This window comes from Sphingomonas ginsengisoli An et al. 2013 (assembly GCF_009363895.1).
Classification (GTDB): Bacteria; Pseudomonadota; Alphaproteobacteria; order Sphingomonadales; family Sphingomonadaceae; genus Sphingomicrobium; species Sphingomicrobium ginsengisoli.
Genome location: NZ_CP045434.1, coordinates 760,281 through 772,762, shown reverse-complemented (window position 1 = coordinate 772,762; position 12,482 = coordinate 760,281). Strand labels below are relative to the sequence as shown.

The following is a 12,482-nucleotide window of genomic DNA, read 5'->3' as shown; positions in this document are numbered from 1 at the left end:
CGCTTATTCGCTCGCGCCGCCCGACGGTTTGGCGGGGACGCTTTGCGCCGTGGCCGAGGCCGGCGGCGAAGCAGGCGCGCGACCCAGCGGCTTCTGCGCCACGCTCTCGTCGCCCGACATGCTCCAGCGCATGCTGTCGCTGTTATCGAGCTTGATCTCGGCCTGAGCGGTGCGCTCGCGGGCGGCGATCTCGGCCGCGCGACCGGTCGGGATGCGCATCTTGATGCGTGCCTTGCCGCCCGCCGCGCCAGCCGTGCTGACCAGCGCCGCCAATTCAGGCGGAAGTTCCTGCTTGGCCGCGGCGACCTGGGAGTCGACACCAAGCGGCGCGCCCGTCGCACGATCGCGCGCTTCGGCCGCGAGCGCGAGGCTGCGGAGGACCTGCGGATCGCTCTCGCGCGTGCCGTAGCGCTGGCTGAAGGCGGCGGGCTGACCCCAGTCGCCCTTCCAGCGATAAAAGATGTGGGTGGCGATTTCGGCGTTCTTGCTCAGCGTCGGTGACCAGTAAGGTACGACGTAATTGGCGTGGTAGTGCGTCGCGACCCCGACGGGGGCGAAAACATAGCCCTGCAGCGCGGCGCGCGCGATCGCGCTGGCGCGGTCCCAATAGCTGCGCATCGGCTGGCGGTAGAGCGACCCGTCGCAAGTGAAGCTGAACTGGCAGCCGGTCGGGCGGTCGGCGCCCTGATAGACGACCCCGCAGACCGAATTGGGGAAGGCCGGGTGGCGGACGCGGTTCAGCACGACCTGCGCGACGGCGCGCTGGCCGTCATCGGGCTCGCGCGCGGCCTCGTAATAGACGGCCTCGGTCAGGCACTCGAGCGAGCGCGCGAAGGCGGTGCTGTTGGCCGCGGCGCCGCGGAACGGCTGGGCAGCCGGGTTGGGCCCGTCGACGATCGGCATCGCGGCGTTGAGCGCGACGGCCTTGTCGGGCGCGATGTCACGGACCTGAAAAGGGGTGAAGGCCTGCGCTTCCTTGGCGACTGCCGCGGCGGGAGCAGTGCGTTCTTCCGCAGTGGGGGTTCGAGGGATGCCGCCCGCGGTCTGCGAGATCAGCCCGAATCCGCCAAGCACCGCTGCCGCCATGGCAAGGCTGCCATAGGTTTCGAGGCGCCGCGGACGCACCCAGTCGCGGGCGCGCTGCAACGCCAGATGCACCGTCGCCGGTGTGGAAGGAGAGGCAAGGCTGGTCATGGGATGTGTATTACTTAGGCAATTCACCCCGATTTTTCAAGGCCGTGGCTTGTCCGCCCGCCAGCGCCCGGTCTCACTCCAGCGCATGATGGGCCGCAATGGTAACACCCAGATGAATCCGGTGACGATGTAGAACAACAGCTGGACGAGCACCGGCCAGCGTCCGACGACATCGGCGAGGCTGGCGACGAGCAGCGCCCAGACCGCGATCACGGCCATGATCATGAACACGCCGATGGTCGGGCGAGGGCGCGGCTCGAGTTCGTGGTTCATGCCGCAAACTCCACCAATCCGGCAGGCGAGGCAAATCCGTCGAGAGGGATGTCCCACGGCTCGACGGGCAGCAGTGTCTCGACGAGCTGCATGGTCCAGCCGACCCCGATGATCCGGGCACCTTCGGCGCGCAGAGCGGGCAGAGCGCGATCGTAATGGCCGCCGCCTTGCCCGAGCCGGGTGCCGCGACGATCGGCGGCGAGGAGGGGGACGAGGATGAGATCAGGGGTGACCACGCGTGCCTGGTGCGGCGGCTGGACCCCGCCAACCGGACAATCCTCGGCGCACTGGCCCGAGCGGAAGACCATCGGCGAGGCCGCGGTCGTGAAGGCGGGGTAAGCGGCGCTGATCCCGCGGTTCATCGCGTGGCGGAGGACGGCGTCGACCGGCAGCTCGCTGCCCCGTGCGGCATAGCCCGCGACGACGCTGACGCCCTCGAGGAGCGGGTCGATGCAGGGGATGAGGGCTTCCGCCAGCGCAAGGCGCTCGGTTTCAGGCAGTCCGGCGAAATAGTCGCGGCGCGCGCGGCGCAGGGTGGTGCGCAGGGTCGCCTTGGTATCGGGGATGGAGGGTGACGGGACCACCATGAGGTCGTTGCTCAGAAATCCTCTGACGCCAGTAGCATCAGGTGGGGACCATATATTCCGGACCAGGGTCCAGACAGGGACAGCCCCCTCGGATCGGGAATAGCCTCAGGGATATCGGAGAGCTCGTGCCTGGCAGTACCCGTCATCGCCCTATTTAGGGTGTTGCGGCGGTCAGCTCAAGGCTGCCGGCGAGGCGTTCGAGCCGTTCGGCGAGCGCATCGACCCGTCGGACGAACTGGGGCTCGGGCTGGGCGCTCGGCGCGGCCGGCTGCTCGCCCTTCTTTTCGATTAGTTGGTCGGCGACCAGCAGCGCGGCGAGCAGCAGCTGCTTCGCCTCGCTCATCGCGCCCATGCCGGCGAGGGCTTCGCGGCTTTTGGCATCGACCAGGCTGGCGGCGGCGCGCAGATTGTCCTCCTCGCCATCGCGGCAGGCGAGCCGGTAGGGGCGACCGGCGATCTCGAAATTGATCTCCGCCATCGCTCAGGCCTCCGCCTTCTGGATCAGCTGGTCGAGTTCGGCGATCGCCTCGCGCACCCGAACCCGCAACTGTTCCTCGCGCCGGCCGCTGCGGGCGATGGCGTCGCTGGCGCGCTCGGCCCGGGCGAGGGCGCGCTCGGCGCGGGTAAGCGCCGCTTCCAATGCTTGTTCGGTCATGAGGCGGAGCTAGGCCTCCGCAGGCGGCGCGGCAAGGTTGACGCAACACCGCTCACCGCCCAAAGGAGCCGGGCCATCGGTCCGGTCGAATCCACGACCGCGCCAAGCCCGGTCCGATACCCACTGGAGTGTTGATGCAGCCGACCCAGCGCCGTCTTGCCAATGCCATTCGGGCACTGGCCATGGACGCGGTCGAGGCCGCCAATTCAGGCCATCCCGGGATGCCGATGGGGATGGCCGACGCGGCCACCGCGCTCTTCACACGCCATCTCAAGTTCGACCCGCAAGACCCGAAATGGGCTGACCGCGATCGCTTCGTGCTGTCGGCTGGCCATGGCTCGATGCTGATCTATGCGTTGCTCTACCTGACCGGTTACGAGCATCCGACGCTCGACGAGATCAAGCGTTTTCGCCAGCTCGGGTCCCCGTGCGCTGGCCACCCCGAGAATTTCGAGCTGGCGGGGGTCGAGACGACCACTGGCCCGCTCGGGCAGGGTCTGGCGACCGCGGTCGGCATGGCGATCGCCGAGCGACATTTGAACGCCGTCTATGGCGACGCGCTGGTCGATCACCGGACCTACGTCATCGCCGGCGATGGCTGCCTGATGGAAGGCATCAACCATGAGGCGGTGGGGCTGGCCGGCCACCTCAAGCTCGGCCGGCTGATCGTCCTGTGGGACGACAATCGCATCACCATCGATGGCTCGACCGAGCTCAGCCGCAACGAGGACATCTGCGCGCGGCACGTCGCCTGCGGCTGGCACGTGGTCGAATGCGACGGGATGGACGCGGCCAAGGTGTCGGCGGCTATCGAGAAGGCGAAGGCGGACCACCGGCCGAGCCTGATCCGCTGCAAGACGATCATTGGTTATGGCGCGCCCAACAAACAGGGCACGGCGGCGACGCACGGCTCGGCGCTGGGCGCTGCCGAAGTCACGGCGGCGCGCGCCGAACTGGGGCTCGAGCCGACCGAATTCACCGTCCCCGACGACGTGCTCAAGGCGTGGCGCGAGGTCGGCGGCCGTGGGTCTACCGAGCGTGCGGCGTGGCAGCAGCGGCTGGCAGCGAGCGGCCGGGCCGACGAATTTACGACCCGCATGGCCGCCCAAGTGCCCGACGGGTGGCTCAAGGCCTATCTCGACGGACTGCTCGCCGACCAAAAGCCGGTTGCCACACGCAAGGCGTCGGAGATGGCGCTCGAGGCGATCAACGCCGCGACCGAGCTGACCATCGGCGGGTCGGCTGACCTCACCGGCTCGAACAACACCAAGACCAAGGGGCAGCAGCCGCTCACCGCCGAGGATTATGCCGGGCGTTACATCTACTACGGCATCCGCGAATTCGGGATGGCGGCGGCGATGAACGGCATGGCGCTGCACGGTGGGGTCGTGCCTTACGGCGGCACCTTCCTAGTTTTTTCCGATTATTGCCGGCCGGCGATCCGCCTGTCGGCCTTGCAGCGCGCGCGGGTCGTCTATGTGATGACCCATGACAGCATCGGGCTGGGCGAGGACGGGCCGACCCACCAGCCGGTCGAGCATCTGCAGAGCCTGCGGATGATCCCGGGGCTGCACGTTTACCGCCCGGCCGATGCGGTCGAGACCGCCGAATGCTGGGCGCTGTCGCTGGCGGAGGAGGGGCCTTCGCTGCTCGCCCTGTCGCGGCAGAATTTGCGGCCGGTGCGGACCGAGGCCGTTGCGGAGAATCGCTGTGCACGAGGTGCGTATCGGCTGCGGGCCGCTGAGGGTGACCGCAAGGTCATTCTCCTCGCGACCGGTTCGGAGGTCGAGATCGCGCTCGATGTCGCCGACAAGCTGGCAGGGGAGGGCATCGGCGCCGATGTGGTCTCGATGCCGTCGACCACCCGGTTCGACGCGCAGGACGCCGCTTACCGCGAAGACATCCTGCCCGACGTTTCGAACCGCCAGATCCTGCGAGTTTCGATCGAGGCGGGGACGACAATCGGCTGGGAGCGATACACTGGGTTGCACGGGCTGCGCTGTGGGCTCGACGGCTTCGGCGCCTCGGCGCCCGCGCCTGAGCTCTACCAACATTTCGGACTGACGTCGGACGCGATCACCTCGCGCATTCTGGCCTTCATGGATCAAAGGGAGATGAGATGACCAAGGTTGCCATCAACGGGTTCGGCCGGATCGGCCGGCTGGTCGCGCGGGCGATCCTCGAGCGGCCCGACTGCGGGCTCGAACTGGTTGCGATCAACGACCTCGCCGACGCCAAATCGAATGCCTGGCTGTTCAAGCGTGACAGCGTCCATGGCCTCTTTCCGGGCGAAGTCACCGCCGAGGGCAACGACCTCGTCATCAACGGCAAGCGCATCCATGTGACTGCCGAGCGCGACCCGGCCAACTTGCCCCATGCCGCCAACGGCGTGGAGATTGCGCTCGAGTGCACGGGCTTCTTCACCGACAAGGCGGGCGGCGAGAAGCACCTCCAAGCCGGCGCCAAGCGCGTGCTCATCTCGGCCCCGGCCAAGGGCGCGGACTTGACGGTGGTTTACGGCGTCAACCACGACAAGCTGACCGCCGAGCACAAGATCGTCTCGAACGCGAGCTGCACCACCAACTGTCTCGCGCCGGTCGCCAAGGTCTTGAACGATGCGATCGGGATCGAGCGCGGACTGATGACCACAGTCCACGCCTACACCAACGACCAGAAGATCCTCGATCAGATCCATTCCGACCTGCGGCGCGCTCGGGCGGCGGCGATGAACATCATCCCGACCACGACCGGCGCCGCCCGCGCGGTCGGCGAGGTGCTGCCCGAGCTTAAGGGTAAGCTCGACGGCTCGGCGGTGCGAGTGCCCGTGCCGGATGGCAGCCTCATCGACCTCACTTTCACGCCGAAGCGCCCGACCAGTGTCGAAGAAGTGAATGGCGCGCTCAAGGCGGCGAGCGAGAGCGGGCCGCTCAAGGGCGTGCTGGTCTATTCGGACGAGCCGTTGGTCTCGATCGACATCGTCCACACGCCGCAGAGCTCGACCGTCGACAGCCTCGAGACCGCCGTGCTCGAGGGCACGCTGGTGCGGGTGGTCAGCTGGTACGACAATGAATGGGGCTTCTCGAACCGCATGGTCGACACGGCCGCGGCGATGGCCAAGCTGGGATAATCCCACGAGGGGTGTGGCCAGGTCGTTCGTCCCGAGCAAAGTCGAGGGGCGTTCTTGAGCCTGGATTTGCGCCCCTCGACTTCGCTCGGGACGAGCGGGAAAAGGTAGCAGTGAGCAGCTTCAAGACCCTCGACGATCTGCCGGCCGAGCTGACCGGCAAGCGCGTGCTCGTCCGCGTCGACCTTAACGTTCCGATGCAGGACGGGGCGGTGTCCGATGCGACGCGGCTGCAGGCGCTGCTGCCGACGGTGCTCGAGCTGGCCGACCGCGGAGCGATCGTGCTCCTGCTGAGCCATTTCGGGCGGCCCAAGGGGCAGAATCGGCCCGACATGTCGACCGCCTTGTTGGTGAAGCCGCTCGCCGACCTGACCGGGCGGTCGGTCCGCTTCATCGAGGATTGCGCGGGCCCCAACGCCGAGCGCGCGGTGAGCACCATGACCGCTGGCTCGATCGGGGTGCTCGAAAACACCCGCTTCCACGCCGGTGAAGAAAAGAACGATCCCGAACTGGCCAAGGGCATGGCGGCGCTCGGCGACTATTATGTCGCCGATGCCTTCTCCGCCGCGCACCGCGCGCATGCCTCGACCGAGGGCGTCGCGCATCTGCTGCCGGCGTTTGCTGGACGGGCGATGGAGGCGGAGCTCAAGGCGCTTGAGAAGGCCCTCGGAAATCCGGAGCGGCCGGTCGCGGCGGTGGTCGGAGGTGCCAAGGTCTCTTCCAAGCTGGCGGTGCTCGGGCATCTGGTCGACAAGGTCGATCACCTCATTATCGGCGGCGGCATGGCCAACACCTTTCTTGCTGCGCGCGGGATCGATGTGGGCAAGTCGCTGTGCGAGCATGACCTGACCAGCGAGGCCGAGGCGATCCTCGCCCGCGCCGATGCCGCCAATTGCACCGTGCACCTGCCCTATGACGTGGTGGTGGCGAAGGAGTTCGCCGCCAATCCGCCGAGCTTGCGGACCTGCAACGTCCACGAGGTCGCCGCTGACGAGATGATCCTCGACATCGGCCCGGCGGCAGGCGAGGCGCTCGCCGATGCGCTCAAGACTTGCCGGACGCTGGTGTGGAACGGGCCGCTGGGCGCATTCGAGACGCCGCCGTTCGATGCGGCCACCGTGGCGCTGGCGCGGACCGCGGCGGCGCTGACTCAAGACGGCAGCCTGGTCTCGGTCGCCGGGGGCGGCGACACGGTCGCGGCGCTCAACCAGGCCGGCGTGACCAAGGACTTCACCTTCGTCTCGACCGCGGGCGGGGCGTTTCTGGAATGGATGGAAGGGCGCACGCTGCCAGGCGTCGCGGCGCTTCAGCAGTAAGCAGGGAAGAGCGATGAATCAGTCCGAGATGCGTGAGAAGATCAAGGCGGGGAACGGCTTCATCGCCGCGCTCGACCAGTCGGGCGGTTCGACCCCCAAGGCGCTCGCCGGCTATGGCGTCGAAGAGGACTCCTGGTCGACCGACGAGGAGATGTTCGGCCTTATCCACGCGATGCGGGCGCGGATCATCACCTCGCCCTGCTTTTCGGGCGAGAAGGTGATCGGCGCGATTCTGTTCGAGCGGACGATGGACGGCGAGGTCGATGGCAAGCCGACCCCGGCCGCGCTGGCCGAGAAGGGGATCGTCCCCTTCATCAAGATCGACAAGGGCCTCGAGGACGAGCGCGACGGCGTCCAGCTGATGAAGCCGATGCCGGAGCTCGACGACTTGCTCAGCCGAGCCAAGGGGCTCGGCGTGTTCGGAACCAAGGAGCGGTCGGTCATCAATCAGGCGAACGAGGCGGGGATCGCCGCCGTCGTCGGCCAGCAGTTCGAGGTCGCCTTCCAGGTGCTGCGCCACGGGCTGGTGCCGATCATCGAGCCCGAGGTGAACATCAAGAGCGCCGACCGGGCGGCGTCGGACGCCTGCCTGCGCGACGAGATCCTCCGTCACCTCGATCGCCTGCCCGAGGGCGAGGAGGTGATGCTCAAGCTGTCGATCCCGGCCGAAGCGGGGACGTTCGCGGCGCTGGTCGACCATCCACGCGTGCTGCGGGTGGTGGCGCTGTCGGGCGGCTTCAGCCGCACCGATGCCTGCGCCGAACTCGCCAAGAACCCGGGCATGATCGCCAGCTTCAGCCGCGCGCTGCTGTCGGACCTGCGCCACGGGCAGGACGATGCCGAGTTCAATCGCACGCTCGGCACCGCGATTGACGAAATCTACACCGCCAGCACCACCAAGGTTCCCGCCTGACCTTTCGCTATGATCGCACGCTTGGCCCGCCCTTGTGGGTGTTCACCAGCCTGGCGGTGACCGAGCTGCTGGTGGTGCATCTGTTCCTCGCGCTCAAATGGCCGTGGCTCGCCTGGCCGTTGAGCGCGACGAGCGTGCTGGGGATCGCCTGGCTGATCGGGACGATTCGCTCGTTCCGGCGGATGCCGCATGAACTGACCGACGGTGAGCTGCGACTGCATGTCGGCCGACTCCGTTCGCTTACCGTGCCGCTGGGGCAGGTGGCGGCCGTCCGCGGGGTGATCGACGGTGCCGAGGTCAAGGCGAGCGACACTGCCAACCTCGGCCTGATCAGCTATCCCAACCGAATGGTGGACCTGATTGCGCCGCTGCGGTTCCGGCGACGGACGGTGCTGCGGATCGCGCTGGCACTTGACGATCCGGCCGCCTTCGACTTGGCCTTGCAGCGATGACTGACGACGACCTGCCCGACCTCGCCGATTTCGCCGAGCGCTTCGCCGATGCGCCGCGCGGCGACGCCAAGCTCTACTTGATCAGCCCACAAGACGTCGGCGGCGATTTTCCCGAGCGGCTGCGCGCCGCGCTCGGGGCCGGACCGGTCGCGGCGTTCCAGTTGCGGGTGAAGGACGTCGACCAGCATGAGCTCACTCGGCTGGCCGAGCCGCTGCAGCGGATCTGCGCCGAAGCCGAGGTGGCCTTCATCGTCAACGACGACATGAGCCTCGCCAAAAGGATCGGTGCCGACGGGGTCCATCTGGGGCAGAGCGACGGCGACATCCGCGAGGCGCGGGCGCTGCTGGGCCCGAGCGCGCAGATCGGGGTCACCTGCCACGACAGCCGCCACCTCGCGATGGAAGCGGGCGAGGCGGGGGCCGACTATGTTGCTTTCGGCGCCTTCTTCCCGAGCACCACCAAGGACAGCGAGCACCGGGCCGAAGTCGCCTTGCTCGGCTGGTGGTCGGCGGTGTTCGAGCTGCCGTGCGTTGCGATCGGAGGGATTACGCCGGAAAATGGCGCCGCGCTGGTCGCGGCGGGCGCCGACTTCCTCGCGGTCAGCGGCGCGGTGTGGAACGCGGCCGACCCGGCGGCGGCGGTGGCCGCCTTTACGCCCGTGCTGAAACGCGGCTGAGCGGACTGTCGTCGAAGCGGGCGAGCACGTCGCTCGGATCGTCGTAGATCGCCATCGCGCCGGCGAGCTGCTCGTCGGTGAAGAGCCCCGAGCGGAGCGCGATCGTTCGCAGGCCCGCGGCGTTGGCCGCCTCGATGTCGAACGGCGAATCGCCGACGACCAGCGCGTCGTCGACTGCCACGCCAATCTTGCGCAACGCAACTTCGAATACATCGGGGGCGGGCTTGCTGCGCGCGACCTCATCGCCGCTGACGACTGCGTCGACGAGGTCGGCGGCGTCGAGCACATGGTCGAGATTGTACCCGACCTCTTCCGCCGAGGCCGACGAGGCGAGCACCACCGCATAACCGGCTTCCCGGCATCGCCGAAGCAGGTCGCGCGCCCCCGGAAACGGCCTCACCCGCCGGGCGTAATGGCGCTGGAACAGGTCATGGTGCGCGCGTTCGAGTTGCTTCACTTGCGCTGGTGACGCGTCGGACCACAGCGCGGGAATGAGATTGTCGCCGCCTTGACCAACCTGATCGTGGATGGTCGCCAGCCGCAATTCGTGCCCGGCCTGCTTGAACGCCTCGGCCCAGGCGAGGACGTGGAAGTCGTTGCTGTCGACGAGGGTGCCGTCGATGTCGAACAGGATGGCTTGAAGCATGAAGCGGTCAACGAGCCGGCTGCCGCGCGGTTGCCAGGGTAAGCTTGACCGGGAGGGAAACCTGCCCGGCCTGCATCGTTACGCTCTCAATACATCGTCTGGTTGGAGAGTGTGTCTGTGTTGAGGTCCCGCGTAGCCCCCATCGGTCTGGCCCTGTCTCTGGCCGGAACCCTCGCCCTCGTCGCCGCCAAGGCGCCGTCTCCGACCCCGGGCACTCCCACTGTCGCGACGGCCAAGTCGGGCAAGCCGTGGGTGCCGCCCGGAACGGCGGGCTCGCCGATCGACGGCACCATTTTTCACGCCCAAGTGCTGCTCGATGCGGCCGGCTTTCCCACCGGGGTAATCGACGGCAAGAGAGGGATAGTGTTCGAGCAGGCACTGCGCGGCTTTCAGCAAGCGCATGGACTGACGGTCAGCGGCAATCTCGACAATGCCACTCGGCAGGCGCTGCTGCAGGACCAGCGGCCCTCGCTGAAGTCGTTCACGCTCAGCGCCGACGACGTCGCCGGACCGTTCCTCTACCCGTTCCCGAAGAAGCCCGAGGACCAGGCCAAGGCGCCGGGCCTCTACTATCGCAACATGCTCGAGAAACTGGCCGAGCGATTTCACACCACGCCCGACACGATCGTCGCGCTGAACGGGCCTGACAAGCTGATTGGGGCGGGTCAGGTGCTGCGTTTGCCCAACGTGCTGCCGCATTCGCGCGATTACGGGAAGGTGGTCGACGCCAAGCAGGGCGCATTGTTCGGGCTGTTCCAGGTCGATGCGCAGCAGCCGCAGGGCGACTTCGTGGTCGTCGACAAGTCGGAGGGCGTCCTCAAGGTCTTCAAGGGGCCGGTGCCCGAGGGCGCCTACAGCACCGAGAAGAGCCGCGGCGCGCCGCCGGTGCTGGGTGACAATCCGGGCACGCTGGTCGCGCAATTCCCGGTGACGATGGGGTCCAGCCACGATCCGCTGCCGCTCGGCAAATGGAAGGTGACGACCTACGCTTTCATGCCGCCCTTCCACTATCAGCCCAACCTGTTCTGGGACGCCAAGGATAAGGGCGCCCCCGACCAGACCCTGCCGCCGGGGCCGAACGGTCCGGTCGGGGTGGCGTGGCTCGACCTCACTAAGGAGCATTACGGGATCCACGGGACGCCGAGCCCCGAGACGATCGGCCGCGCCGAGAGCCACGGCTGCATCCGCATGGCGAATTGGGACGTCATTCGCCTGTCGCGGATGATGAAGCCGGGCTTCACCGCGATCTTCCAATCGTAGGGAGTGGAACAGGGTGGCAAGCGCACACAGGGGCAGCAGGGTCGGGCTGATCGGCAATCTGGTCGTGCTGGCGATCGTCGTGATCGGCGGCTGGATGCTTTGGAGCAATATCCGCGGCGGCGGCCCTGGAACCCCGGCCGACGACGGCGCGGTCGGGACGGTGGTGCGCGATGCCGGGAGCGCGCTCGCCAGGCCCGGGTTTGCGCCGCGCTCCACCACGACCTCGAACGCCCCGCTGGTAGTCAGCCCGAGCGGACTCGCGCTGCCGGTGGTGGGCGTGAAGACGAGCGAGTTGACCGATACGTACACCGCCTCTCGCGGAGGAGGGTCGCGGGTCCACAATGCAATCGACATCATGGCGCCCGAGGGTCGGCCGGTCGTCGCCGCCGCCGCCGGCACGGTCGAAAAGCTATTCAACTCGGTCGGCAAGGGCGGGCTGACGGTATACGTCCGCTCGGCCGACAACCAGTGGATGTATTATTACGCGCACCTGTCGGCTTATGATTCTCGACTTCGGGAAGGTTTGCAGGTCAGGCCCGGCGATCCGATCGGGCTGGTCGGCCATACCGGCGACGCCAGCCCCGACGGGCCCCATCTCCATTTCGCGATCAACCGGATGGGGCCGGGCGAGCGCTGGTGGCAGGGCGAGCCGATCAATCCCTACCCGCTGCTTGCCGGAAAGCCGTCGCACGGCTAGAGGCCGCGCCGGCTCTTTCCACTTCGTTCACACAGGCAGGCGATCCATGAAGATCAGCGGCGTCGACATTCGTCCCGGCAATATCATCGAATATGAAGGCGGCATTTGGCGTGCGGTGAAGATCCAGCACACCCAGCCGGGCAAGGGTGGCGCCTACATGCAGGTCGAGATGAAGAACCTCATCGACGGCCGCAAGACCAACGTCCGCTTCCGCTCCGCCGAGACGGTCGAACGCGTCCGCCTCGACACTAAGGACTTCCAGTTCCTGTTCGCCGACGGCGACATGCTGACCTTCATGGACAAGGAAACCTATGAGCAGATCAGCCTGCCCAAGGACCTGCTCGGCGACGCCGCGGCCTTCCTGCAGGACGGCATGGACGTGGTGATGGAATTGCACGAGGAGCGGCCGATCAGCGTCCAGCTGCCCGACCAGATCGAAGCCACGATCGTCGAGGCCGACGCCGTGGTGAAGGGGCAGACCGCTTCGTCGAGCTACAAGCCGGCGATCCTCGACAATGGCGTTCGCGTGATGGTCCCGCCGCACATCTCGGCGGGAACGAAGATCGTGGTCGACGTCTACGAGCAGACCTACGTCCGCCGCGCCGACTAAAATTAAGCGGCAGCGAGCCGCTCGTCCCGAGCGAAGTCGAGGGGCGTCTTTGAAAACCATCGTCCAGCGCCCCTCGAC

General features: G+C 67.4%; 15 protein-coding genes. 9 read left to right on the top strand and 6 right to left on the bottom strand.

Features of this window, described 5'->3' with window-relative positions; all coding sequences use genetic code 11:
* Positions 1-3: 3 nt before the first annotated feature.
* The 5 genes from GCU42_RS03680 to GCU42_RS14965 form a co-directional block, all read right to left on the bottom strand.
* Complete coding sequence (locus GCU42_RS03680) at positions 4-1,194, bottom strand: cell wall hydrolase (RefSeq protein WP_114228979.1); 1,191 nt, start codon at positions 1,192-1,194, stop codon at positions 4-6.
* A 36-nt stretch (positions 1,195-1,230) separates the two neighbouring features.
* Positions 1,231-1,467 (bottom strand): DUF2842 domain-containing protein, encoded by a 237-nt coding sequence (locus GCU42_RS03675; protein WP_114228980.1) that lies wholly within the window; start codon positions 1,465-1,467, stop codon positions 1,231-1,233.
* Positions 1,464-2,054, bottom strand: coding sequence for a 5-formyltetrahydrofolate cyclo-ligase (locus GCU42_RS03670; RefSeq protein ID WP_114228981.1), 591 nt, complete (start codon positions 2,052-2,054; stop codon positions 1,464-1,466). The genes GCU42_RS03675 and GCU42_RS03670 overlap by 4 nt, the downstream gene beginning before the upstream one ends.
* 154 nt (positions 2,055-2,208) lie before the next feature.
* Positions 2,209-2,532 carry a cell division protein ZapA gene (locus GCU42_RS03665; RefSeq protein ID WP_114228982.1) on the bottom strand — a complete coding sequence of 108 codons (324 nt, stop codon included), beginning with the start codon at positions 2,530-2,532 and terminating at the stop codon, positions 2,209-2,211.
* A gap of 3 nt (positions 2,533-2,535) precedes the next feature.
* Positions 2,536-2,709, bottom strand: coding sequence for a hypothetical protein (locus GCU42_RS14965; protein ID WP_162789357.1), 174 nt, complete (start codon positions 2,707-2,709; stop codon positions 2,536-2,538).
* Between the two features lie 134 nt (positions 2,710-2,843).
* On the opposite strand from GCU42_RS14965, the gene tkt reads away from it, so the two are divergent.
* The 6 genes from tkt (at position 2,844) to thiE (ending at position 9,191) form a co-directional block, all read left to right on the top strand.
* On the top strand, positions 2,844-4,832 hold the full coding sequence (tkt, locus tag GCU42_RS03660) for a transketolase (protein WP_114229046.1): 1,989 nt from the start codon (positions 2,844-2,846) through the stop codon (positions 4,830-4,832).
* Entirely contained in the window at positions 4,829-5,836 is a 1,008-nt protein-coding gene (gene gap, locus GCU42_RS03655) for a type I glyceraldehyde-3-phosphate dehydrogenase (protein ID WP_114228983.1), read from the top strand. The genes tkt and gap overlap by 4 nt, the downstream gene beginning before the upstream one ends.
* Positions 5,837-5,946: 110 nt before the next feature.
* Positions 5,947-7,149, top strand: coding sequence for a phosphoglycerate kinase (locus GCU42_RS03650; RefSeq protein WP_240309571.1), 1,203 nt, complete (start codon positions 5,947-5,949; stop codon positions 7,147-7,149).
* 13 nt (positions 7,150-7,162) lie between these two features.
* The gene (locus GCU42_RS03645) at positions 7,163-8,062 is read left to right on the top strand and encodes a fructose bisphosphate aldolase (RefSeq protein WP_114228985.1); all 900 of its coding nucleotides are present in this window, start codon (positions 7,163-7,165) and stop codon (positions 8,060-8,062) included.
* 38 nt (positions 8,063-8,100) lie between these two features.
* A complete protein-coding gene (locus GCU42_RS03640; protein WP_152569437.1) occupies positions 8,101-8,514 on the top strand; it encodes a hypothetical protein in 414 nt (137 codons plus the stop codon).
* A complete protein-coding gene (gene thiE, locus GCU42_RS03635) occupies positions 8,511-9,191 on the top strand; it encodes a thiamine phosphate synthase (protein ID WP_114228987.1) in 681 nt (226 codons plus the stop codon). The genes GCU42_RS03640 and thiE overlap by 4 nt, the downstream gene beginning before the upstream one ends.
* On the opposite strand, the gene GCU42_RS03630 is transcribed toward thiE, so the two are convergent.
* Positions 9,166-9,837: an HAD family hydrolase gene (locus GCU42_RS03630; RefSeq protein ID WP_114228988.1), complete on the bottom strand. Its 672-nt coding sequence runs from the start codon at positions 9,835-9,837 to the stop codon at positions 9,166-9,168. The genes thiE and GCU42_RS03630 overlap by 26 nt on opposite strands.
* 120 nt (positions 9,838-9,957) lie before the next feature.
* On the opposite strand from GCU42_RS03630, the gene GCU42_RS03625 reads away from it, so the two are divergent.
* From GCU42_RS03625 to efp, 3 genes are read left to right on the top strand one after another with little or no spacing between them, the layout of a single operon-like run.
* A complete protein-coding gene (locus GCU42_RS03625) occupies positions 9,958-11,097 on the top strand; it encodes a L,D-transpeptidase family protein (RefSeq protein ID WP_240309572.1) in 1,140 nt (379 codons plus the stop codon).
* 13 nt (positions 11,098-11,110) lie between these two features.
* Positions 11,111-11,794 carry a M23 family metallopeptidase gene (locus GCU42_RS03620; protein ID WP_240309573.1) on the top strand — a complete coding sequence of 228 codons (684 nt, stop codon included), beginning with the start codon at positions 11,111-11,113 and terminating at the stop codon, positions 11,792-11,794.
* 46 nt (positions 11,795-11,840) lie between these two features.
* On the top strand, positions 11,841-12,404 hold the full coding sequence (gene efp, locus GCU42_RS03615) for an elongation factor P (protein WP_114228990.1): 564 nt from the start codon (positions 11,841-11,843) through the stop codon (positions 12,402-12,404).
* The last annotated feature ends 78 nt before the right edge of the window (positions 12,405-12,482 follow it).